At 71.7% G+C, this 24,277-nt stretch carries 15 protein-coding genes; 5 read left to right on the top strand and 10 right to left on the bottom strand.

Annotated features, from left to right (window positions below; all coding sequences use genetic code 11):
* Positions 1–28: 28 nt before the first annotated feature.
* The 9 genes from HS048_RS32740 to HS048_RS32700 form a co-directional block, all read right to left on the bottom strand.
* Entirely contained in the window at positions 29–2,056 is a 2,028-nt protein-coding gene (locus HS048_RS32740; protein ID WP_196469811.1) for a S8 family serine peptidase, read from the bottom strand.
* A gap of 200 nt (positions 2,057–2,256) precedes the next feature.
* Positions 2,257–3,837 (bottom strand): glycosyl hydrolase family 18 protein, encoded by a 1,581-nt coding sequence (locus HS048_RS32735; RefSeq protein WP_230882417.1) that lies wholly within the window; start codon positions 3,835–3,837, stop codon positions 2,257–2,259.
* Between the two features lie 330 nt (positions 3,838–4,167).
* A complete protein-coding gene (locus HS048_RS32730) occupies positions 4,168–6,090 on the bottom strand; it encodes a S8 family serine peptidase (protein ID WP_196469810.1) in 1,923 nt (640 codons plus the stop codon).
* A 325-nt stretch (positions 6,091–6,415) separates the two neighbouring features.
* Positions 6,416–8,629 carry a 1,4-alpha-glucan branching protein GlgB gene (glgB, locus tag HS048_RS32725; RefSeq protein ID WP_084008398.1) on the bottom strand — a complete coding sequence of 738 codons (2,214 nt, stop codon included), beginning with the start codon at positions 8,627–8,629 and terminating at the stop codon, positions 6,416–6,418.
* 217 nt (positions 8,630–8,846) lie between these two features.
* Positions 8,847–10,052 carry a copper amine oxidase gene (locus HS048_RS32720; protein ID WP_307832728.1) on the bottom strand — a complete coding sequence of 402 codons (1,206 nt, stop codon included), beginning with the start codon at positions 10,050–10,052 and terminating at the stop codon, positions 8,847–8,849.
* A complete protein-coding gene (locus HS048_RS32715) occupies positions 10,049–10,723 on the bottom strand; it encodes a hypothetical protein (RefSeq protein ID WP_153054289.1) in 675 nt (224 codons plus the stop codon). The genes HS048_RS32720 and HS048_RS32715 overlap by 4 nt, the downstream gene beginning before the upstream one ends.
* Before the next feature lie 84 nt (positions 10,724–10,807).
* Positions 10,808–12,127, bottom strand: coding sequence for a phosphotransferase (locus HS048_RS32710; RefSeq protein WP_068897681.1), 1,320 nt, complete (start codon positions 12,125–12,127; stop codon positions 10,808–10,810).
* A 3-nt stretch (positions 12,128–12,130) separates the two neighbouring features.
* Complete coding sequence (gene treS / locus HS048_RS32705; protein ID WP_068897680.1) at positions 12,131–13,834, bottom strand: maltose alpha-D-glucosyltransferase; 1,704 nt, start codon at positions 13,832–13,834, stop codon at positions 12,131–12,133.
* A 39-nt stretch (positions 13,835–13,873) separates the two neighbouring features.
* Positions 13,874–16,042 carry an alpha-1,4-glucan--maltose-1-phosphate maltosyltransferase gene (locus tag HS048_RS32700; protein WP_196469809.1) on the bottom strand — a complete coding sequence of 723 codons (2,169 nt, stop codon included), beginning with the start codon at positions 16,040–16,042 and terminating at the stop codon, positions 13,874–13,876.
* A gap of 403 nt (positions 16,043–16,445) precedes the next feature.
* On the opposite strand from HS048_RS32700, the gene glgP reads away from it, so the two are divergent.
* Positions 16,446–19,028, top strand: a complete 2,583-nt coding sequence (gene glgP, locus HS048_RS32695; RefSeq protein WP_196469808.1) for an alpha-glucan family phosphorylase — start codon at positions 16,446–16,448, stop codon at positions 19,026–19,028.
* A 51-nt stretch (positions 19,029–19,079) separates the two neighbouring features.
* On the opposite strand, the gene HS048_RS32690 is transcribed toward glgP, so the two are convergent.
* Positions 19,080–19,496, bottom strand: a complete 417-nt coding sequence (locus tag HS048_RS32690) for a DUF1622 domain-containing protein (protein ID WP_068897677.1) — start codon at positions 19,494–19,496, stop codon at positions 19,080–19,082.
* Positions 19,497–19,700: 204 nt separating this feature from the next.
* Between HS048_RS32690 and HS048_RS32685 the strand changes: the two genes are divergently transcribed.
* The 4 genes from HS048_RS32685 to HS048_RS32670 all read left to right on the top strand — a co-directional run bounded on the left by HS048_RS32685 (position 19,701) and on the right by HS048_RS32670 (position 24,198).
* Positions 19,701–19,931: a ribbon-helix-helix protein, CopG family gene (locus HS048_RS32685; protein WP_068897676.1), complete on the top strand. Its 231-nt coding sequence runs from the start codon at positions 19,701–19,703 to the stop codon at positions 19,929–19,931.
* Positions 19,931–20,362, top strand: a complete 432-nt coding sequence (locus HS048_RS32680) for a type II toxin-antitoxin system VapC family toxin (protein WP_189238219.1) — start codon at positions 19,931–19,933, stop codon at positions 20,360–20,362. The genes HS048_RS32685 and HS048_RS32680 overlap by 1 nt, the downstream gene beginning before the upstream one ends.
* A 134-nt stretch (positions 20,363–20,496) precedes the next feature.
* Complete coding sequence (locus HS048_RS38620; protein WP_304609725.1) at positions 20,497–21,966, top strand: glycoside hydrolase family 16 protein; 1,470 nt, start codon at positions 20,497–20,499, stop codon at positions 21,964–21,966.
* A gap of 111 nt (positions 21,967–22,077) precedes the next feature.
* On the top strand, positions 22,078–24,198 hold the full coding sequence (locus HS048_RS32670) for an amylo-alpha-1,6-glucosidase (RefSeq protein WP_196469807.1): 2,121 nt from the start codon (positions 22,078–22,080) through the stop codon (positions 24,196–24,198).
* Positions 24,199–24,277 lie beyond the last annotated feature (79 nt).

Here is a 24,277-nt window from a genome sequence, read left to right as displayed (position 1 = left end):
AACTCACCCTAAGCGACGCTTTCGCGGCTCATGCGGTACGGCGTGCGTTCGCATACTTTCGTAGGGCGGAGACGGATCCGCCCGGAGACGCCCCCGCCAGGCGGCGCTTCTCGGCCGTCGCGAGCACGCCCCCCACCGTGCCCGTCCCGCCCGCCCCGGCGCCGAGGTCGACCGCGCCGTGCGCCCAGTTCAGCCAGGCGGCCAGCAGTTCGCTGTCCAGCACGGCCCGCTTCGTCCGCTTGGCGGGCTTGAGCACCCGGTAGGCGGTGCCCAGCGTGGAGGCGCGGACCGTCTCGGAGAAGACCGCGCTGGCCTTGCCCACCAGGCGCAGGTAGCAGCCGAGCGTCCCGTCCGGCAGGTCCCCCCTGCCCCGGGTCAGCTCGACGGCCCACTGCGCCGCGGTCAGGGTCCGCTTCGCCGTACCCCGGGTGCACACCACCGGTGCGGCGGGCGCGGCGGTCGGGGTGGCGGTCACGGTCACGGTGACGGTCACGGTGGGCAGCGGGACCGGCGCCGGATCGGCGGGGGAGGGGTTCTCCGGGTCGGGGGAGGGCTGCGGGCCCGCGCTCGGGTCGGGGACCGGCTCGTCGGCGGGATCGTCCGGGACGGCGCCCTGCTCCGGGCCCGGAGGAGTGATCCCGGGTGCGGGGGTCCCGCCCTCGACCGCGACGGCCAGGTCGATCCGGGGCGTGCTCACCCCGTCGTAGGAGACCGAGCGGCCCGAGGCCCTGAGCCTGCCCAGGAGCGCGTCGGGGGCGTCGTCGGCGTCCTTCTGGGCCAGCAGCGCGAACGCGCCGGCCACGTGCGGGGTCGCCATGGAGGTCCCGCTGTAGACCCGGGTGCCGCCGCCGGGGACCGCGGAGTCGATCTCGACGCCGGGGGCGAACAGGTCGAGCACCGGACCGTGGTTGGACCAGTAGGGGACGTGGTCGTCGTCGGCGGTCGCGCCCACGGTCACCGCGCCGGAGAGGCACCCGGGCGCCCCGGCTCCGGCGAAGCCCTCGTTCCCGGCCGCCGCGACGACCGCCACGCCCTTGGCCCGCAGGGTCTCCACCCGCTCCCGCATGGCCTGCAGCTCCGGTACGGCGTCGCACGCCCCGTCGAACATCCCGCCGCCCAGGCTGAGGTTGACCGCGACGAGGCCGGGGACGGTGTCCTTCAGCGCGGCGACGTGGTCGAGGGCGAGCAGGATCGAGGACTCGTAGGCGGTCAGGCAGGCGGTCTCGCCCTCCCAGCAGTCGGTGGTCCGGCTGAAGACCTGGAGGGCGACGAGGTCGGCGGCGGGGGCGACCGCGTGGGCGATGCCCGCGACGTGGGTGCCGTGGTCGCACAGGTTGACGCCCTCGTGCACGCACGCGGCCGTCTCGGCGTCGGCGGAGGCGTCCTCGGCCTGCCCGTTGGGGCACAGGGACTGCGCGCCGCCGTCCGTGGCGGAGAAGCACGCCTGCCGTACGACCCTGCCGCCCAGGGCGGGGTGGTCGGCGTCGACGCCGGTGTCGACGATCGCGATGGTCTGGCCCTGGCCGGTCACCCCGGCGGCGTGCGCCCTGCCGGCCCCGATCACCGCCAGGCCCGAGGCCAGGGAGACGGGGGAGTAGGTGCGGTCCCGCCGCACCGAGACCACCCGGGGGTCGGCGGCCAGCGCGGCCAGGGAGTCGCCGGTGGCCTCGACCACGATGAACGAGGTGTCCGGCGGCCGGAGCAGGACCTCCGACTCCGGCAGGGCCTCGGCCGCGCCCGCCACCGGGGCGGCCTCGGCGGGGGCGGTCACCTCGACGATGACGCGGGTCCCGTCCTCGTCGGCGGCGAGGCCGTCCTCCAGCTTCGGAGCCTCCGGCGCCGGGGTCCCGTCCGGGGCGGGGGGAGCGTCGGCGGGGGCCTCCGGCGGCGGGGACGCCGCCCCACCGGTGGCCGGAACCTCGCCGGACGCCGGGGGTGGTACGGCGGGGCTCCCGGTGGCCGCCGGGGCCGGTGCGGCGGGGTCCTCGGCGACCGCGGGCACGGCAGGGGTGATGGTGAGCACGATCGCCAGGGCCACGGCAGCTCGAAGTCGCACACGTCCTCCGGGGGATGAAGCGGGCGATTCGGAGTCTAGGCAGCGGTTCGCGCCCGGAGAATACCCTTGTCCCGGATTCGTGGATCTTCACAGCGGTTCTTCAGGGTCTCCGACCGCGGACCCCGGACGGGGTCTTCGGGGCCGGACGCGGCTCGACCCCCCGCGGCGTTGCGCACGCGGAGGGTCGAGTGCCCGAAATATTACTTCAGTCCGTTGGCGATCGCGGTGATCAGCTCACCGTTGGCCGTGTCGCCGCTGGTCTCCCAGAAGAAGGCGCCGCCCAGGCCCTGGTTCTTGGCGTAGGTCATCTTGCCCGCGATGGTGCTCGGGGTGTCGTAGCTCCACCACTCACCGTTGCAGAAGCCGTAGGCGGTGCCGCCCACGGTGCCGGTGGCCGGGCACTTGGTCTTGAGGACCTTGTAGTCCTCGATGCCCGCCTCGTAGGTGCCCGGCGCCGCACCGGTGGCGGTGCCGCCCGGAGCCGCCTGGGTCACGCCGTTCCAGCCGCGGCCGTAGAAGCCGATGCCCAACAGGAGCTTGCTCGCCGGGACGCCCTTGGCCTTGAACTTCTTGATCGCGGAGTCGGAGTCGAACCCGGCCTGCGGGATGCCCGCGTAGGAGGTCAGCGGCGAGTGCGGGGCCGTCGGGCCCTTGGGCGAGAACGCGCCGAAGTAGTCGTAGGTCATCGGCATGAGCCAGTTGAGGTCGCCGATGGCGCCGGCGTAGTCGGCGGCGTCGATCTTGCCGCCGTTGGAGCCGTCGGCGGTGGTCGCCGCGGTGATCAGGGCGCTGGAGCCGAACTCGGCGCGCAGGGCCCGGATCACCTTCTTGAAGGCGTCGGGACCGCTGGTGTCACAGGACAGGCCGCAGGCGTTGGGGTACTCCCAGTCGACGTCGATGCCGTCGAACACGTCGGCCCAGCGCGGGTCCTCGACCAGGTCGTGGCAGGACTTGGCGAACGCGGCCGGGTTGGCCGCGGCCTGGGTGAAGCCGCCGGACCAGGTCCAGCCGCCGAAGGACCAGATCACCTTGATGTGCGGGTAGGCCTTCTTGAGCTTGCGGAGCTGGTTGAAGTTGCCGCGCAGCGGCTGGTCCCAGGTGTCGGCGACGCCGTCGACGCTCTGGTCGGCGGTGTAGGCCCTGTCGTAGTCGGCGTAGGAGTCGCCGATCGTGCACTTGCCGCCGGTGGTGTTGCCGAAGGCGTACAGGATGTGGGTCAGCTTCGCCGCCGAGCCGCTGGTGACCAGGTTCTTCACGTGGTAGTTGCGCCCGTAGACGCCCCAGTTGGTGAAGTAGCCGACGATCTTCTTGCCCGACGGGTCGGGGTCGACGGTCGGGGTGACCGTGGGCTTGACCGTGGGGGTCACCGTCGGGGTCGCGGTGGGCGTGGCCGTGGGGGTGACGGTCGGGGTGACCGTCGGGGTGGCGGTCGGGGTGGGCTCGGTGGTGCCGCCGCCGCAGGAGGCGCCGTTGAGCTTGCAGTTCAGCAGGGTCTTCACCCCGCCGGGCGCGCCGACGAAGCCGAAGCTCAGCGAGGCCCCCGCCGCCAGGGACTTGTTCCACGACTTGCCGGTGAAGGCGTAGTGGCTGCCGCTCTTGCTCATCTCCGCGTCCCACGCGGAGGAGATCGAGGTGCCGGAGGGGAGGTCGAACTCGACCTTCCAGTCGTTGAGGGCGGTGCTGCCCGCCTTGACGGTGACCTTGCCCTCGAAGCCGGTGCCCCAGTCGGAGGTGGTCACGTAGGTGGCGGTGGCCGAGGCGGCGGCGCTCGCCGTGCTCATGGTTCCGATTCCCATGGGGACCAGCAGCGCTGCTGCCGTAACCAGAGAGCCGATGGTGATTCTTCGCAAGGATCGCTCCAGGTCAGAGAGTGCTTAGCCCCCGTATTCATAGGAAAGTTTCCTATTGATTCTGGAGCGTAAGTCCATGTTCCCCTAGCGGTCAACGTTTCGGCGGCCCCATAAGCCGGACATAAGTCAGATTTAAGGTGTGCTCGGCCGCGGCTTGGGCCCGACCCCGCCTCCTTCCCTCCCCGGCCCTGTCCGGTGTCCGACCTCGGATGCGGCGAGGGCCGGCCACGCCTCGCGCGACCGGCCCACAGCTCGACGGGTCTACTCGGCCCGGTTGACGTTCTTGTTCAGATAGGCGGCGGCCCTGCGGAGCTGGGCGGAGGTCGCCTCGGTGCTCAGACGGTGCCGCTCGGCGGCCGTCACGGCGCCCTTGAGCGTGGTGGCGCCCTTCACCTTGGTGGAGCCGTCGTAGGCGCCGTGGGCGTGGTTCAGCCAGGCGGCCAGCAGCTCACGGTCGAGCAGCGCTCTGGCGGCCTTGCTCTTCGGCGTGAGGACCCTGTACGCCGCATCGAGGGAACCGATCCGCACCTTCTCGGGGAAGACCTTGCTGCCCTCCTGCGCCAGGTTCAGATAGCACAGCAGGGTCGCGTCCTTCAGGGTCCCGGCGTTCCGGGAGATCTCCTTGGCCCAACCCGCCGCGCTCAGGGCCCTGCGCCCTCTGCCGCGCTCGCACGCCGCCGGGGCCGGGTCCCCGGACGCGGAGTCCACCGGACCGGACGACGGCCGTGCCGCCGTCGGGGACGGTGCCGGGCCGGCCGTCGGACTCGTCGTCGGAACCGGGGTCGGCTTCGGCGAGGCGGTGGTGGGGGTGGGGGTCGCCGTGGGGTCGGGGAGGGCCAGTGCCCTGGCGAGGTCGATCCGGGCGGTGGACACCTCCTGACCCCTGCTCCGGTAGGCGATCTTCTTTCCGGTGTCCTGCAGTCTCTTCAGCAGTACGGCTCCGGTGGCCTCCGGCGTACGCTCCTTGAGCAGCGCGAAGGCGCCCGTCACGTGTGCGGCGGCCAGGGAGGTGCCGCTCTGGGCGGCCCACGAGTCGTCCGGGGCGGCGGCGGTGACGCCGACGCCGGGGGCGAGGAGGTCCAGCATGGTTCCCCGGTTGGAGAACGGCGCCATCGCGTCGGAGTCGTCGGTGGCGCCCACCGTGACGGCCGCGGGAACGCACGCCGGGACGGCGATCTGGCCTTCACTGCCGGTGTTGCCGGCGGCGAGGATGGTGGGGATCCCCAGCCTGGACAGGGTGCCGATCTCCTCGGAGACCGGGTCGACCAGGCAGGTCTCCTCCTCGTCGTACTCGCTGTAGCCGTACTGGTCGATGCTGGCGTTGACCGCCGCGATCCTGTGGGTCCCGGCGAGCTTGATCACATAGTCCAGCGCCCAGAGCTGGTCGGAGGCCCAGGACAGCACACAGGGGGCCTTGCCCTTGCCGCAGTGCTCCTCGCTCTCGAACCGGGTGAAGACCTGGATCGCGATGATCCCCGCCTCGGGGGCGACGCCCGCGGCGTGCCCGCCGACGCCCTTTCCGGCCGCGATGCCGGCCACGAGCGAACCGTGGGCGCACAGGTTCCGCTGCCCGGACAGGCACAGTTCCGTCTCCGCGTCCGCCGAGCCCGCACCGGTCTGCCGGTCGGCGCCGCCGGGGCAGAGCGAACGGGTGCTCCACCGCTGGTCGCCCTGGGAGAAGCAGGCTTCGGCGACGATCCGGCCGGCGAAGGCCGGATGGTCGCGGTCGATGCCGGTGTCCATGATCACAATGTTCTGGCCTCGGCCGGTGACCCCGGCAGCGTGCGCCCGGTCGGCACCGATCACCTTGGTGCTGGAGGGCAGCGCGGCCGGAGCGAGGAGCCGGTCCGCCCGAACGGAGGCGACGCGACCGTCCCTGCCGAGCCCGGCGAGGGTGGCCTGATCGGCCTCCATGACGAAGAAGCCGCCGCCCTCCGCGACGGACAGCACGTCGGTGCCCGCGGAGAACGCCTCCGCACTCCCGGCCGTGGGGGAGACGGTCCGGCCGTCCCTCACGGTGACGATGACGCGAGCCTTCTTGCCCGCCCCGACTTCGGCGACGGCCGCCGGATCGATCACCGGAGCCGGGCCCGCGTCGGCCGAGGCGGACGCGGGCGGGGCGGCGAGAGCCGCCGAGACGGCGGTGAGCGCGAGGGCTCCCGCCAGGAGACGCCGAAGTCTCACTGATCCTCCGTGGGGGACGAACGATACGGGCGCGCGGCCGGCCGGTGGCCGGTCGGCGAGGGGACGCACGGAGGTGATCATCGCATACCGCGGCCCGCAGAGCGAAGCGGGATTCGCCAATGAGTTCGAATTAGGATCGCGGTGTGTCCGCGCCTGCCGGTGCGGCCGAGCGGCCCGGCACCGCCCCGGGAGGTCCGGTCATCTCCCGGGGCGGCGCCGGTATCTCGTCAACGGCCGGCCAGGGTACGGCGAGGTCGTCGTCGAAGAGCGTCGGCGCCTCCACCGGCTCCGGTGGAGGCGGATGGAGTCTCCGCGGCGAGCGCGGTCAGGCGATCTCGCCGCTGGGAGCGACCTCGACGTCCTCCCCGGCCGTCTCCGGGGCCTCCTCGGAGGCGGCGCGCCGGAGCCAGAGGGCGCCGAGCGGCGGGACGCGCAGGCGGGCGGAGTACGGCAGGCCGTGCCGGGGCTCCTCGACGGCCTCCACCGCGCCGAGGTTGCCGATGCCGCTGCCCGCGTAGGCGTAGGCGTCGGTGTTGACGACCTCCGTCCAGGTGCCGGCGGCCGGCAGGCCGAGATGGTAGTCCTCGTGCGGTGCGCCGGAGAAGTTGGCCACGCAGGCCACGGCCGAACCGTCGGGGGCCTGCCGCAGGAAGGAGAACACGTTGCCCGGCGCGTCGTCGGCGTCGATCCAGCGGAACCCCTCGGGCGAGGTGTCCAGCCGCCACATGGCCGGGGTCTCCCGGTAGACCCGGTTGAGGTCGCGCACCAGCTGCTGGACGCCCTTGTGCCCGTCGAACTGCAGCATCCACCAGTCGAGCCCGCGCTCCTCCGACCACTCGGCCCCCTGACCGAACTCGCCGCCCATGAACAGCAGCTGCTTTCCGGGGTGGGCCCACATGAACGCCAGCAGCGCGCGCAGGTTGGCGAAGCGCTGCCACTCGTCACCGGGCATCTTGCCCAGCAGCGAGCCCTTGCCGTGCACCACCTCGTCGTGCGAGAGCGGCAGCACGAAGTTCTCCGAGTAGGCGTACATCAGGGAGAACGTCATCTGGTGGTGGTGGTACTGCCGGAAGACCGGCTCGTGCGCCAGGTAGGCCAGCGTGTCGTGCATCCAGCCCATGTTCCACTTGAACCCGAAGCCCAGGCCGCCGAGGTAGGCGGGGCGGGAGACGCCCGGCCAGGCGGTCGACTCCTCGGCGATCGTGACGATCCCCGGGGCCTCGCGGTAGCAGACCGCGTTCATCTCCTTGAGGAACTCCACCGCGTCCAGGTTCTCGCGCCCGCCGTACTGGTTGGGGGTCCACTCGCCCTCGCGCCGCGAGTAGTCGAGGTAGAGCATCGAGGCGACCGCGTCCACCCGCAGGCCGTCGATGTGGAACTCCTTCAGCCAGTACAGCGCGTTGGCGACCAGGAAGTTGCGCACCTCCTTGCGCCCGAAGTCGAAGATGTAGGTCCCCCACTCGGGGTGCTCGCCGCGCGCCGGATCGGAGTGCTCGTACAGGGGCGTGCCGTCGAAGCGGGCCAGCGCCCAGGCGTCCTTGGGGAAGTGCGCCGGCACCCAGTCGAGGATCACGCCGATCCCGGCCCGGTGCAGCCGGTCGACCAGGTGCCGGAACTCGTCGGGCGAGCCGAACCGGGAGGTCGGCGCGTAGTACGAGGTCACCTGGTAGCCCCAGGAGCCGCCGAACGGGTGCTCGGCCACCGGCAGGAGCTCCACGTGCGTGAACCCCATGTCCCGGACGTAGTCGACCAGCTCGTCGGCGAGCTGCAGGTAGGACAGGCCGGGCCGCCACGAGGCCAGGTGCACCTCGTAGACGCTCATCGGCTCCTCCAGCGCCCGGCGGTCCGGGCGCGCCCGCATCCACTCGTCGTCCTGCCAGCCGTACTCCGACCGGTCGACCACCGACGCGGTCGCGGGCGGCACCTCGGTACGGCGGGCCATCGGGTCGGCCTTCTCCCGCCAGACGCTGTCGGCGCCCAGGACCGCGAACTTGTAGCGGGCGCCCTCGCCGACGCCGGGGACGAACAGCTCCCACACCCCGGAGCCGCCCAGGGAGCGCATGGGGTGGCCGGAGCCGTTCCAGTGGTTGAAGTCGCCGATCACCCGGACCCCGCGCGCGTTCGGCGCCCAGACGGCGAAGGCCGTGCCGTCCACGTCCTGGTGCCGCATGAGCCGCGCGCCGAGCACCTCCCAGAGCCGCTCGTGCCGCCCCTCGCCGATCAGGTGCAGGTCCACCTCGCCCAGCGTGGGCCAGAACCGGTAGGGGTCGGCCGCCTCGTACGGCTCGGCCCCCGCGTAGGACACCCGGAGCCGGTAGTCGGGGACCTTGTCCAGCCCCGGGACCGTCACCTCGAACACGCCGAAGTCGAGGTGCTCCATGTCGTGGACGTCGCCGTCGACGAGCACCTGGACCTTCTCCGCCAACGGCCGCAGCGCCCTGATCGTGACGCCGCCCGGCCCCGGATGCGCGCCGAGGATCGAGTGCGGGTCGTGGTGCGCTCCGCCTGCCAGCCGGTTCAGGTCCAGGTCCGCGTTCATGGATCAACTCCCGTTGGTCGATATTCCCTAACCCTGCCCGCCTGTCGGCGTTCAACCCACTCCGTGGGGGGCATACCAGGAAAGATCTTCTCGTGCCCGCCGCCTCCCCGGGAGCGGGGGAGGCGGCGCGGGCCGGACCGGGCCGGTCCGGGGCCGTACCGGGCCCGGGACGGCTCGTTCCGGACCCGCACCGGACCCGCACCGGGCTCGGTGCGGCTCAGTACGGGTTCTTCGCGGTCACGTCGCGCGGGGTGATCCGGAAGCCCTGCCAGTGGGTGGGCATGGGGTCGGCGTCCTCGTCCCGGGCGACGTGGTGGAAGCCCACGTTGACCCAGACGACGGGGTCGGTGAGCCGCTCCTCGTCGTCGACGTAGCGGTCGACGCTCTTGCCGCAGCCGGGCGTGGGGTTGGTGCTCGCCAGGCGCTCGCACGCCCGGTAGTCGGTCACGTAGAGGTCGGCGCGGGTGAAGGCCTCGTCGGCGGGTCCCCGGTACTCCGCGCTGGCGAGGTTGTTGATCTCCCAGGAGACCGGGTGCCGGTCGGCGTTGCGCACGCCCGAGTCGACCACCCGCCACCACCGCATCCGGCCGTTGACGGCCTTGGTCTCCTCGTCGAAGACGGTCCTGGAGAGCTTCCGCTTCGACGTGCCGGACCCGGTGAAGTCGTACTGCTCGACGACGTCGCCGCGCGAGCCGTCGATGTCGAAGTCGAGCCGCCAGAAGACGTTGTGGTTGTGGCTCTCCTCGAACTTCGTCGAGCCCACCCCGACCGGCCAGCCGTGCGCGGGCGTGGTGGTGAAGCCGGAGAGCGAGCCGGTCGCCCCGATGCGCGGGGTGATCGCCCCGTCGTCGCCGAAGGCCCATTCGACCAGGTAGGTGTACCAGCCCAGCTGGAAGGCGGAGAACACCACCAGGTCGGTCCCCTGCGCGGACTTGCTCACCCCTTCGCCGTCCGACTTCAGGTAGCCGTGACCGCGTGCCCGGGTGGTGACGCAGACGAACTGGTTGCGGCGCTCGCCGCCGGGGCAGTCGGCTGACTTCAGCGCGATGGCGTCGTCGCCGATGGTCCCGATGTCGTGGAAGCGCGGCTCGCCGCTGTCGTAGGGGACGTGGATCTGCGCCAGCGCGGTGCTGCGCAGCACGCCGATCGTCTCGCCGCCCTTGGGGGTGTAGGTGACGTCGGTGAGGGTCAGGCCCTCGATGGTGCGCATCTCCCAGCAGAGCCGCCAGCGCGCGCCGTTCGGCAGCGTCTTGTCGATCCGGTACGGCGAGCTGCACGACGGCTGGGAGCCCGGCGCGGCCTGCGCGTTCCGGGCGGGGTCTGTGGCCCCGGCGGCGCCCGCGTTCGCGGTGGCCCCGGCGGCGCCGGTGAGCCCGGTGACGAGCAGGGCGCAGGAGAGGGTCAGGCGGAGGAACACGGTCACCACTCCAGGGTGAGGATCTTCTTGGCGGACAGGTCGACGACGATCCGGCTGGTGTCCAGCCAGCTGCCGTCGGGCAGCCGGACGAACAGCCGGACGCACCGGTGGGTCTCGCAGGCCCCGGCGACCTTGTCCCCGGGGCGCGGGGTGAAGGTCAGCGCCCGCAGTCCCAGGTCGGCGGCGGAGACCAGCGGCCTGCCGCCCGCCTTGAGGTGCGCCGCGCGCACCCGCTCGCCGTACTCCGGATCGGCCAGCAGCAGCTCGGCCGCCGCGGTCTCCTCGCCGCGGGACGGCGGCGGGTGCACGCCGCGGCCGGTCCGCTCCTCCACGACCTCGCCCTTGGCCAGGTCCACGGTCCGCACGACGAGCCGGTCGGTGCGGTAGTCGTAGATGTAGGCGTCGGCCCGGCGCCGGTCCCCGGCCTCCTTGTCGTCGTCGCGCTCGACGTAGAGCAGCTCGGCCCGCCCGGTCGTCATGTGGCTGCGCCAGGTCGCCGAGGCGATCTGGCCCGCCCGGGTGATCTCGTCACCGGTCAGCGGGTCTCCGGGCGAGGGCGGGCGGGCGACGGACTGGGCCGCCTGCGATCCCTGCTCCCCCGGCACCAGGGACAGCACCCCCACGACGGCCGTCGCCCCGGCGACGGCGAACGCCATCATGATCCGTGCCCGTCTCATCTAATACCTACTCTCCGCGTGTTTTCGTATGCGAAGAGTAGTGAATCCGCGGCGGCCGGTCAGGGGGAATGGGGAACCGTTGGCTCAGGAGCCGAACGCGGCCAGGGGCACCGGCAGCCAGGAGGGGCGGTTGCGCGCCTCGTAGACGACCTCGTAGACCGCCTTGGACAGCTCCAGCGCGCGCAGCAGCACAGCGTCCTCCCCCAGCAGGCGCCCGCCGCCCGCCGAGTAGCCGGCCAGGAACGACGAGCGGTTGAGCTCGGCCCACTCGGCGGCCTGCGGGAGCAGGTCGGCGGCCTCCGGGTGGTCGGCCAGCAGGTGCCGCGCGGCGTAGTCGAAGGAGCGGAGCATCCCGGCCACGTCGCGCAGCGGGGAGGACAGCGCCCGGCGCTCGGCCAGCGGCTGGCCGGGCTCGCCCTCGAAGTCGAGGACGATCCAGTCCGTCGGGGTGCGCATCACCTGGCCCAGGTGGTAGTCGCCGTGCACCCGCTGGACGGGGACGGCGTGCGCCACGTCCATGACCCGCTGGTAGGCCTCCTCGGCGACCGGGGCGTACTCGGCCAGCCGAGGCACCTCCTCGACGGCGCGGAGCAGGCGGCGGTGCTGGTCCTCCATCAGGTGCTTGACCTCGGCCGCCTCCATCACACCGGTCGGGAAGGCGGCGGCCAGCTCCTGGTGGACCTCGGCGGTGGCGGTGCCGAGCCGGAAGGACTCGGCGCTGAAGTCGCCGCCCGCGTCCGAGGCCGACTGCTCCGGGGAGCCGTACAGGTCGCGGACGCTCGCCAGCGCCAGCGCCCAGCCGTCGTTGGCGTTGGGCAGGAACTCCTGGGTCATCGCGAGCGTGGTCGGCTCGCCGTCGAGGTCGGTCTCGATCCAGCCGTACGGCTGCGCGATGTGGGCCGCCTTGCGCAGGGCGAGCGCGTTGACGATCTCCAGCTCCGGGTTGACGCCCGGGATCAGCCGGCGGAACAGCTTGCAGATGTAGGCGTCGCCGTACACCAGGGAGGTGTTGGACTGCTCGGCGCCGAGCACCAGGCTGCGCTGCGAGGTGTCGAGCTCGGTGCCCTCCAGGTGGCGGAAGCGCAGCGGGCCGAGGTCGCGCCCGGCGGCCATGGCCTCCAGCAGGGTGCCGGTGAGGTCGGCGTCGTGGGCCGCGTCGTAGAGGCCCCGGCCGTCGTCGTGGCCGATCAGCACGTGGGCGAGCCGGTCGGGGACGTCGTCGCGGGCGCCCAGCAGGAGCTGGTAGCGGTCGCGCTCGTCCCCCTGGCGCACGGAGACGATCAGGTGACGGAGTCCCGGGACGAGTTCGAGGTCGGAGTCGACCGTCAGCTCGTCGATGGGGCGCCCCTTACCGGCGAACCATCGCTGATGCGCTATCCAACCGGCAAGGAGCTCCGTCAACACGGTCTACGCCTCCTGGGTCGCGGGTGGCAGGGTGAACCAGTAGAACCCATGCCCAGGAAGCGTCAGAAGATACGGAAGTTCGCCAATTGGTGGGAACGGGACGCCGCCCATGGTCTCCACCGGGACCGAGCCCTCGAACCGGCGCAGGTCCAGCTCGACCGGCTGCGGGAACCTGGAGAGGTTGTTGACGCAGAGCATCCGGTCGTCGCCCAGCTCGCGCACGTAGGCCAGGACGCTGGGGTTGGAGGCGTTCAGCTCGGTGAACGCGCCCAGGCCGAAGACCGGGTGGCGCTTGCGGATCTCGATCATGCGCTTGGTCCAGTGCAGCAGCGAGCCGCTGCTCTTCTGCTGGGCCTCGACGTTGATCGCCTGGTAGCCGTAGATCGGGTCCATGATCACCGGCAGGTACAGCCGTCCCGGGTCGCAGTCGGAGAACCCCGCGTTGCGGTCGGGACTCCACTGCATCGGGGTCCGGACGCCGTCGCGGTCGCCCAGCCAGATGTTGTCGCCCATGCCGATCTCGTCACCGTAGTAGAGCACGGGCGAGCCGGGCAGGGAGAGCAGCAGCGCGGTGAAGAGCTCGATCTGGTTGCGGTCGTTCTCCAACAGCGGCGCCAGCCGCCGCCGGATGCCGACGTTGGCGCGCATGCGCGGGTCCTTGGCGTACTCCGAGTACATGTAGTCGCGCTCGTCGTCGGTCACCATCTCGAGCGTGAGCTCGTCGTGGTTGCGCAGGAAGATGCCCCACTGGCAGTTCTCGGGGATCTTCGGCGTCTGGGCCAGGATCTCCGAGATCGGGTAGCGGGACTCGCGGCGCACGGCCATGAAGATGCGCGGCATCAGCGGGAAGTGGAAGGCCATGTGGCACTCGTCGCCGCCGGTGGCCGGGTCGCCGAAGTACTCGACCACGTCGGCCGGCCACTGGTTGGCCTCGGCCAGCAGCACCCGGTCGGGGTAGAGCCGGTCGACCTCCGCCCGGACCCGCTTGAGGTACTCGTGGGTCCGGGGGAGGTTCTCGCAGTTGGTCCCGTCGGCCTCGAACAGGTAGGGGATGGCGTCCATCCGGAACCCGTCGATGCCCAGGTCCAGCCAGAAGCGCAGCACCTCCAGCATCGCGTCCTGCACGTCCGGGTTCTCGTAGTTGAGGTCCGGCTGGTGGGAGAAGAAGCGGTGCCAGTAGTACTGCTGCCGCACCGGGTCGTAGGTCCAGTTGGACGACTCGGTGTCGACGAAGATGATCCGGGCGTCCTTGTAGAGCTCGTCGGTGTCGGACCAGACGTAGAAGTCGCCGAACGGGCCCTCGGGGTCGTGCCGGGAGGCCTGGAACCAGGGGTGGGCGTCGCTGGTGTGGTTCATCACCAGGTCGGCGATGACGCGCATGCCGCGCTTGTGCGCCTCGTCCACCAGCTTCACGAAGTCCCCGAGGTCGCCGAAGTCGGGGAGGATCTTCATGAAGTCGGCGATGTCGTAGCCGCCGTCGCGGAGCGGCGACTCGTACAGGGGCAGCAGCCACAGGCAGTCGACGCCCAGCCACTGGAGGTAGTCCAGCTTCTGGATGAGGCCGCGGATGTCCCCGGTGCCGTCGCCGTTGGAGTCGGCGAATCCCCGGATCAGGACCTCGTAGAAGACCGCGCGCTTGAACCAGTAGGGGTCGCGCGGCTCCTCCTCGTCGAAGGTGTTCGGAATGGGTTCGGACAAATGGCTCATGGCTCCCCGCTGTTCTGCCGGATCGCGCACCCGGCCGGCTTACCTTGGGTTCGCCGCCGTGCGCAGGGTGAAGACGTGCGCTGGTTGGATGTGGGGATCAAGGCGCACGTAGTTCGACTGCCGCCAGCGGTACGACTCGCCGGACAGCTCGTCGTCGACGACGAACTCGTCCTGCCAGTCGAGACCGAGGGCGGGCATGTCCAGGGACACCGTCGCCTCATGGGTGTGGTGGGGATCCAGGTTGACGACGGCCAGGACGACGTCACCCGCGCCGTGCCGTCGTGTGGCCGTGTCGCGGGCCCCCGGGAGCCGCTTGGACAAGCAGATCAGGTCCGGGTGGTCGACGCTGTGGAACCGTAGATTACGCAATTCCTGAAGGGCGGGGTGCGCTCTTCGCAACAAATTCAGACGCGTGATGAAAGGTGCCAGACTCCGACCCTCTTGCTCTGCTTTGGCCCAGTCGCGAGGTCTGTACTGGTATTTCTCGCTATCCAGGTATTCTTCGCTGCCCGGTCGGACCGGGACGTTCTCTCCCAGCTCGTAGCCGGAGTAGACCCCCCAGGTCGGCGCGCCCAGGGCCGCGATGACGGCCCTGATCTTGAACGCGGGGATCCCGCCGTGCTGGAGGTATTCGTGGAGGATGTCCGGGGTGTTGACGAAGAGGTTCGGCCGCATGAAATGCGACGTCTCGTAGGACAGTTCGTTCAGATAATCCTCGATCTCCTGGCGGGAGTTGCGCCAGGTGAAGTACGTGTACGACTGGTGGTAGCCGACCTTGGCCAGGGCCCGCATCATCGGCGGGCGGGTGAACGCCTCGGCCAGGAAGAGCACGTCGGGGTCGGTGGTGTGGATGTCGGCCAGCAGCCGCTCCCAGAAGGCGACCGGCTTGGTGTGCGGGTTGTCCACCCGGAAGATCCGCACGCCGTGGTCCATCCAGAGCCGGACCACCCGCTTGACCTCGGCGTAGATCCCCTCGGGGTCCTTGTCGAAGTTGACGGGGTAGATGTCCTGGTACTTCTTCGGCGGGTTCTCGGCGTAGGCGATCGAGCCGTCGGCGCGCACGTTGAACCACTCCGGGTGCTCCTTGACCCAGGGGTGGTCGGGCGAGCACTGCAGCGCCAGGTCGAGGGCGATCTCCATGCCGAGCTGCCGGGCCCTGGCGACGAACGCGTCGAAGTCGTCGAAGGTGCCGAGGTCGGGGTGGATCGCGTCGTGCCCGCCCGCCTCGGAGCCGATCGCCCACGGCGAGCCGGGGTCGTGCTCCTCGGGGGTCAGCGTGTTGTTGCGCCCCTTGCGGAAGGCGTGCCCGATCGGGTGGATCGGCGGCAGGTAGACGACGTCGAAGCCCATCTGCGCGACCGCGGGGAGCCGCTCGGCCGCGGTCTGGAAGGTGCCCGACTTGGGCGCGGACCCCGGCTCGACGACCGCGCCCTCGGAGCGCGGGAAGAACTCGTACCAGGAGCCGAACAGCGCCCTGCGCCGGTGGACCAGGACCGTGTGCCTGGCCGACCGCGTCACCAGGTCCCGCAGCGGGTGCGCGCGCAGCATCGCGGCCGTCTCCGGGAGCTGGACCGCCGCGAACCGGGCCCGGGGGTCGCGGCTCTCGTCGCGCAGCGCGGCGGCGATCGCCGAGAGCGCCGCCCGGTGCCCGCAGGCCGCGTGACCGTTCCTGCCGTTGCCGTTGCCGTTGCCGTTGCCGTTGCCGTTGCCGTTGCCGTGCGCCGCGCCGTTCCCGGCGGTGCCGCCCCGGGCGCCCTCGGCTCCGTCGCCTTCGGCGTCCTCCGGGGGCAGGCCGCGCCCGGAGCAGTCCGCGGGCCGTACGGCCCGGGCCGCGCGCTCGAAGAGCCGGGCACCCTCCTCGCACATCAGGTCGGCGTCCATGCCGCGCGGGATCTTGATGCCCGCGTCGTGCAGCCAGGTGGCGATGGGGTCGCTCCACGCCTCGACGCGGAAGTACCACGTGCCCTCGTCGGGCAGCGTCACGTCCACGCCCCAGCGGTCGGTCCCCGGCGCCAGCTCGCGCATGCGCAGCAGCGGTCCGCGGGTGCCGTCCGGGCCGGTCAGCACGACTCCGGCGGCGACCGCGTCGTGTCCCTCCCGGAACACGACGGCGGAGATCTCGAAGGTCTCGCCCGCGGCGGCCTTGGCGGGATAGCGCCCGCAGTCGACCACGGGGCGGATGTCCTGAATAGGGATTCGTCCGATCATCGCGTCTCACGGTAGCGGCGGCACGCCCGGTGCCGCCGGGATGGTCCGGCCAAGAAAGACCCTTCGCTTCTCAAGCATCCCCTGACCGGCCGCGGGGCAGGACGAGGCACCGCCTCCCGCGTGGACGGCCGGATCCCGGAGACGGAGCCGCTGGCTCATATGTGGGTTGCCCCGATAGTGGCTCTTCATACCTGACGGAGCGAAGATCCGGAGAGGTTCCTTCATGAGGATTTCTCCTTCCCGTCGCCGGGCCATCATTCCGCCGGTCGCCGGGCCATCGTTCTCCCCGCGGCCGGGCCATCAACCGACCGGGACGCGTTTGGAGCCCGGTGATTGCGGTGAGGGGGACACGCGTGAGCAATTTGGTCGCCCCTGTGGCGTTGAGTAACTAGGGTCTGACAGCGTGAGAGCTATCCGCAGGTTCACCGTCCGCACCGTCCTGCCTCCGGAGCTGGCCGCCCTCGGCGAGCTCGTGCACAACCTCCGCTGGTCCTGGCATCCCGAGACACTCGACCTGTTCGCCGAGGTGGATCCGGACACCTGGGAACGGGTGGGCCACGACCCCGTGGCGCTGCTGGGCGCAGTCGAGCCCGAGCGCCTGCGCGAGCTGGCCGCCGACCGCCGCTTCCTGCGGCGGCTCGCCGACGCGGCCGACGACCTCCGCGAGTACATGACCGCCCCGCGGTGGTACCAGTCGCTACCGGACGCCGCCCGGGCCATCGCCTATTTCTCCCCCGAGTACGGCATCGCCGCCGCCCTGCCGCAGTACTCCGGCGGCCTGGGCATCCTGGCCGGAGACCACCTGAAGGCGGCCAGCGACCTCGGGGTGCCGATCCTCGCGGTCGGCCTGCTGTACCGGCACGGCTACTTCACCCAGTCCCTCTCGCCCGAGGGCTGGCAGCTGGAGCACTACCCGTCGCTCGACCCGGGCGGGCTGCCGCTGACCCTCCTCAAGGAGGCCGACGGCTCCCCGGTCCGGATCCGGATCGGCCTGCCCGAGCACCGCACGCTCCACGCCCAGGTCTGGGTGGCCCAGGTGGGCCGGGTCCCGCTGCTGCTGCTCGACTCCGACGTGGCCGAGAACGACAACGCCGAGCGCGACGTGACCGACCGCCTGTACGGCGGGGGCACCGACCACCGCCTGAAGCAGGAGCTGCTGCTCGGCATCGGCGGGGTCCGCGCCATCCGCGCCTACTGCCGGATCGGCGGGCACCCCGAGCCGGAGGTCTTCCACACCAACGAGGGCCACGCCGGCTTCCTCGGCCTGGAGCGCATCCGTGAGCTCACCGAGGCCCGGCTCTCCTTCGACGAGGCCCTGGAGGCGGTCCGGGCCGGAACCGTCTTCACCACGCACACCCCCGTGCCTGCGGGCATCGACCGCTTCCCGACCGACCTGATCGGCCGGCAGTTCGGCGGCGACAACGCCTGGCCCACCGTCCCGGTGGACCGCATCCTCGCGCTCGGCGCCGAGGAGGAGCCCGGCAAGTTCAACATGGCGGCGATGGGCATGCGCCTGGCCCAGCGGGTCAACGGCGTCTCGCAGCTGCACGGCGAGGTCAGCCGGGGGATGTTCCAGGGGCTGTGGCCGGGCTTCGACGTCGACGAGGTGCCGATCGGGTCGATCACCAACGGCGTGCACGCGCCGACCTGGGTCGGCCGGGAGATCATGGAACTGGCCGGGCGGGAGCTGCCCTCGCTGGTGGACCGCGCCCAGGGCTGGGAGGGCGTGAACAAGATCTCCGATGAGGACGTCTGGAGCATCCGGGGACGGATGCGCGAGCGCCTGGTCGAGGCGGCCCGCGTCCGGCTCCGCCGCTCCTGGCTCGACCGCGGCGCCTCCCCGGCCGAGCTCGGCTGGATCGACGAGGCCCTCGACCCCGAGGTGCTGACGATCGGCTTCGCCCGCCGCGTGCCCTCCTACAAGCGGCTCACGCTGATGCTCTCCGACCCGGCGCGCCTGCGCGAGCTGCTGCTCCACCCCGAGCGGCCGATCCAGATCGTGATCGCGGGCAAGGCCCACCCGGCCGACGAGGGCGGCAAGAAGCTCATCCAGCAGATCGTGAAGTTCGCCGACTCCGAGGACGTCCGCCACCGCATCGTCTTCCTGCCCGACTACGACATGGCCCTCGGCCAGCTCCTGGTCCAGGGCTGCGACGTGTGGATGAACAACCCGCTGCGCCCCCTGGAGGCCTGCGGGACCAGCGGGATGAAGGCGGCGCTGAACGGCGGGCTCAACCTGTCGATCCGCGACGGCTGGTGGGACGAGTGGTACGACGGGACGAACGGCTGGGCCATCCCCACCGCCGACGGCGTCACCGACCCCGACCGCCGCGACGAGCTGGAGGCCGGCGCGCTGTACGACCTGATCGAGCACGAGGTGGCCGACCGGTTCTACGACCGCCCCGTCGACGGGCTGCCCCGCCGCTGGCTGGAGATGGTCCGCCACACGCTGACCTCCCTCGGCCCGAAGGTCCTGGCCGGCCGCATGCTCCGCGACTACGTCGTCGACCTCTACACCCCGGCGGCCCAGGCCGCGCGCGCCCTGTCGGCCGGCGGGCACGACCAGGCCAAGGACTTCGCCTCCTGGAAACTGCGGGTCGGCCGGGCCTGGCCCGGCGTGCGGGTCGAGCACGTCGAGGCGTCCGGCCTGGGCGACACCCCCGAGGTCGGCGCCTCCCTGGAGCTGCGGGCCACGATCGCCCTGGGCGAGCTCGATCCCGGTGACATCGAGGTCCAGGTCGCCTACGGCCGGGTGGGGCTCCACGACGAGCTGGTGGACCCCGAGTACGCGTCGCTGAACGCCGACTCCCGGGGCGACGACGGCAGGGCCGTGTTCAACGGTGCGATCCCGCTGCAGCGCACCGGGGCCTTCGGCTACACCGTCCGGGTCGTCCCGTCCCACCCGCTGATGGCGGCCCCCGCCGAACTGGGCCTGGTCGCCGTCCCGCAGGAGCCCGAGGGCATGACCAACGGCACCCTGCGCTGACACCACCGGCCGGCCGGGAGGGCACCCCTCTCCCGGCCGGCGCCGCTCTCGTCAGGCCTTCGGCGGCACCCGTCCGGAATCGCCCTCGGGTCCGGCAGGCCGGTCGGGGCGGGAGTCCCGGACCGTGCGGCCCTCCCGTTCGATCTCCCGGTTGAGGAAGAAGTTCAGCGCGGTCCGGATGGCGGCGATCGCCGCGAGCTGCCCGATCTGGGGGAAGCTCGGCGCGATGGCCGTGCGCAGCACGTCCCCGGCCAGCTGGAACTCCAGGCCCAGCGCGAGGAACCGTCCCAGGAACAGGCGGACGGCGACGAAGTCGTCGTGGCCGCGGCGCCGTACGGTGACCACCAGGAAGCGCACGAAGGCCACCGCCGCACCGACGAAGATGACGATCGCGCCTGCGGCCTCGACGAGGCGGACGAGCAGGTCGACGGCCTCGCGGAGGAACGCCTCGGGCAGCAGGTCGGTCATGATCCGCCGTTACCCGGAAACCGCGGCGCCAAGCCGGGAGGGAACGCGGTGCCGTCCCTCGTCCGGTGCCTCTACAAGCCTGCGCCCGAGGCGATACCACCAGAGCATTCTGTGACGATGTGCGAACGGTTGGTAATTCACCGATGTAGGCTTACGCGCATCATGATGCTTGAGGGCTCGCATCTCTGATGCGACACTTGAAAAGTGAGGACCACGGTGCGTCTCGAAGAAGATGTCGTCGCCGCCGTCGAGCAACTGCGGCGCGAAAGGCACATAGGGCTGAGTGAAGCGCTCAACGAGCTGGTCAGGGCGGGGATGCGGGCCCGGCCTCAGCGGCGGGTGTTCCAGCAGCGCACCCGGGCGCTGCGGATGCGTGTCGACGTCTCCAACGTGGCGGAGGCGCTGGACCTGCTCGATGATCTGGAACACGACTGATGATCGTCGATGCGAACGTTCTCCTCTACGCCGTCGACAGCGGCAGTTCGTTCCACGAGGCGTCGAAGAGCTGGCTGGAGCGGGCACTCAACGGGTCGTCGCGGGTGGGCCTCCCCTGGAACTCCCTGTGCGCGTTCGTGAGGATCTCGACCCACCCCCGGGCCTCGGCTGATCCTCTCGGCGTGGAGGAGGCGTGGGGCTTCGTTCAGGACTGGCTGGACGCGGAGGCCGTGTGGATCCCCGGTCCCACGGCGCGGCACGCCGAGGTGCTGCGGGATCTGCTGGTCGAGGGGGACCTGCGGGGGAACCTGGTCACGGACGCGCATCTCGCCGCGCTCGCCATCGAGCACGGCGTCGGCGTCTGCTCGTTCGACTCCGACTTCGCCCGCTTCCCGAAGCTCGAATGGGTCAATCCCCTGTCGAGCAGGTAGAAGGACCTCTTCAGGGCCCGCCGGAGACCGGTGCCGGTATCCGGGAACGGCGGCGCCAAGCGGATCCCGGGGCGTCCCGGATCCGGGGCCGCCCGCCCCTGGGCGGACGCGCGATCGTCGTGGAGACTGGGGGTATGGCCGTTGAACGCGTTCAAAGGATGGCGGTCGCCGGCAGGACGCTCGCCACGGGCCTCCTCGGCGGCGCCGCGGCGGGAGCGGTCTCGGCGGTGCTCGTCATCGTCGTGGCCGTCCTCACCGGAGGTGAGGGCGCCGAGGGCGTCGGCGACCGGGCGGAGCGCATCCTCCTGCTGATCCCCGCCTCGGTCCAGGTGGGGGTGATCGGCGCCCTGATCGGGCTGGTCGCCGGGCTCGTCGTGGCCGTGCCCGCCGCGGCGGTGATGGCGCTCGCGGCCCCCCTGCTGGCGGCGCGGCCGGCGCGGGCGCGGGCGGTCTGCGCGGCGGTGGTCCTGGCCGCCGCGGTCGCGCTGGAGGCCGCCGTCCTGGCGGTGACCGGGGGCGGGGTGACCGACTCCCCGTGGACCGATGTCATGATCGTCTCGCCCGCCCTGGCGGCGGCGGGCGTCCTGGGATGGAGAAGAGGACCGGCGCTGGTCGACGGACCGGCCGGTCGGGGGGAAGGCGGACGGCCTGTGGCGGGAACGGGTGAGGGCGGGCACGGTGTGACCGAGGCGGGGGAGGGGCCGGGCGGGCCCGATCCGGTGACGAAGGCCGGCTACGTGCTGGAGTTCGAGGACCTCTTCGAGGGGGACCGGCTGGACGAGGGCCGCTGGGTGCCGTACTACCTGCCGCAGTGGAACGGCCGCGCCGCCTCCGCGGCCCGGTACGAGGTCGGCGGGGGCCGTCTGGACCTGCTGATCGAGGAGGACCAGCCGCCCTGGTACCCCGAACGGGAAGGGGGGCTGCGCGTCTCGTCCCTGCAGACCGGCGTCTTCGCCGGGCCGCTCGGGAGCACGGTCGGGCAGCACGGGCGCGGCTCCGGCATGGCGGTCCGCGAGGAGCAGCGCGCCGTCCGGCTCTACACCCCGCAGTACGGCCTGATCGAGCTGCGGGCCAGGGCGATCGACGATCCGCGCTCCATGGTGGCGCTCTGGATGATCGGCTACGAGGACGAGCCCGAGCGGTCGGCGGAGATCTGCGTCTGCGAGATCTTCGGCCGCGACGTCGGGCCGGACACCGTGAGGGTCGGGATGGGCCTGCACCCCTTCGGCGATCCGGCGATCACCGACGACTTCACGGTGGAGACCCTGCCCATCGACGCGCGGGAGTTCCACGTCTACGCCGCCGAGTGGACCCCCGAGCGGGTCTCCTTCCTCGTCGACGGCCGGCACGTCAGGACCGTGCGGCAGTCGCCGCGCTACCCGATGCAGCTCATGCTCAACATCTACGAGTTCCCGGAGGCGCCGGAGCGGGACACCCCGCCGGCGCCGGAGCATCCGTACCCCAAGCGGTTCACCGTCGACTACGTCCGGGGTTACCGCCCGACGGCCCGAGCGGGGAGCCACGTCCGGAGCGACCTCCCGGCGGCCGGGGCGGAGGGATCCGGGGCGGAGAGGGCCAAGGCGGAGGGGGCCGGGGGCGTCTGAAGGGCCGTGCCGTCCCGGGCGTAACGCCCTGAAGTGCGCTTTCGTTGTTCCTTTCGGGATGAAGGGGGAATGGCTCAGGAGCCGGGAACCTTCCACATCGCGGAGACAACAGTGAACGCATGGACGTTCGAGGGCCAGCCGGGGGCGCTGGGCGGCACCACGGTGACCCTGGTCGAGGGCGGCTCCTTCTGCGTGTCCACCTGCAACGGCGACATCACCCCGGGCGGCGCCCAAGGGCTGTACCACGCCGACACCCGCCTGGTGTCGCGCCTGGAGCTGAAGGTGGACGAGGCGCCGATCGAGTCGCTCCGGACGATCAACCCCGAGCCGTATCACGCGATCTTCCTCGGCCGCACCGGGCCCCGGCCGGGCCAGGCGGAGAGCACCATGCTGGTGATCAGGGACCGCTACGTCGGCGGGGGCCTGCGCGAGGACCTGACCCTGCGCAACATGTCCGACGAGGCGGCCGGGTGCACGATCGCCCTGCACATCGGCTCCGACCTGGCCGACCTGTTCGAGGTGAAGGGCGGGCGGGTCATGCACGTGGCGGACGTGGAGATGACGTCCGACATCTCGGGCCTGCTGGTCGCCTCCGCCACCCGGGGGCGCGGAGCCAGGATCATGAGCAACCCCATGCCGGTCGCCACGATGGGCCTGCTCTCGTTCCGGGTGGTGGTCCCCGCACGCGGCGACTGGACCGTCGCCCTGCAGGTCAACCCGATCGTGGACGGGGAGGAGACGCCCGCCTGGTTCTCCGCCCACCATCCGGTGGAGCACGCCGAGCCGGCCCGGCGGCGCGCCGACTGGGAACGGCTCGCGCCGGTCGTCACGACCTCCAACCGGACCGTCGCACAGGTCCTGGCCAAGTCGAAGGAGGACCTCGGCTCGCTCCGGCTCTTCGAGGAGGACAAGCCCGGGGAGCCGCCGTCGGTCGCCGCGGGCGCCCCGTGGTTCATGACGCTGTTCGGCCGCGACTCGCTGCTGACCTCGTGGATGGCGCTCCCGATGGACCAGTCCCTGGCCCTGGGCACGCTGCGCCGGCTGGCCCGGGTGCAGGGCCGGGCGGAGGAGCCGCTCTCGGAGGAGGAACCGGGCAAGATCATGCACGAGTTGCGCTTCGGGGTGCAGGACGGCGTCTCGGCCCACGACGGGCACGTCTACTTCGGCTCGGTCGACTCCACCCCGCTGTTCGTGATGCTCCTGGGCGAGCTGCGCCGGTGGGGCCTGTACGAGGAGGCGGTCGAGGAACTGCTGCCGCACGCCGACGCGGCCCTCGACTGGATCACCAGGTCGGCCGACCCGTTCCTGTACTACCGGCGCAAGACCGACCACGGCCTGCTCAACCAGGGCTGGAAGGACTCCGTGGACGGCGTCAACTTCGCCGACGGCACGCTGGCCCGCCCGCCCATCGCCCTGGCCGAGGTCCAGGGGTACGTCTACGCCGCCTACATCGCGCGGTCGCACTTCGCCCGGGAGGCGGGCGACCCGGTGCTCCAGGAGCAGTGGATCGAGCGCGCGATGCGGCTGCGGGACGCGTTCGACGAGATGTTCTGGCTGCCGGACCGGGGTTACTACGCCATGGGCCTGGACCGGGCGGGCCGACCCATCGACGGACTCGGCTCCAACATGGGGCACTGCCTGTGGACCGGCATCGTGAACGAGGAGCGGGCCGCCTCCGTCGCAGAGCACCTGCTCTCGCCGGAGATGTTCACCGGGTTCGGCATCCGGACCCTGGCCTCCAGCATGGGCGCCTACAACCCGATGAGCTACCACAACGGCTCGGTCTGGCCGCACGACAGCGCGCTGGTCACCGCGGGCCTGATGCGCTACGGCTTCGAGGAGGAGGCCAGGCAGGTCGCGTTCGGCCTGCTGGACGCGGCCAAGGCCTTCAACTGGCGGCTGCCGGAGCTGTTCTGCGGGTTCGGCCGGGACGAGTTCCCCGAACCGGTGCCGTTCCCCACCTCCTGCGCCCCGCAGGCCTGGGCCTCGGCGGCCCCCATTCAGCTGATGCGCAGCCTGCTCCGCCTCGACCCGTGCGTGCCGCAGAACAAGGTGTGGATGTCCCCCGTCGGGCTGACCAGCATGAAGATCGCCGGCCTCCAGCTCGCGGGCGCCAGGGTCACGGTCGACGTCGACGGCGGCGAGGTCGCGGTCACCGGGCTCCCGGAGCACGTCACCGTGGTCGGCGCGCCGCGGCCGCCGCTGACCGCCGTCCTGGAGGAGATCCACTGACCCCTCCGGGCGGACGCCCTTTCGATCTCTCCCCGATCAGTGGTCCGGATGTCCTTCAGAAGGCCGGTCGGCCGTAGGC

This window comes from Planomonospora sp. ID91781, assembly GCF_015711595.1.
GTDB classification, from domain to species: Bacteria; Actinomycetota; Actinomycetes; order Streptosporangiales; family Streptosporangiaceae; genus Planomonospora; species Planomonospora parontospora.
The sequence above is the reverse complement of the archived record's forward strand: the minus strand, read 5'-3'. Positions and strand labels throughout refer to the sequence as shown.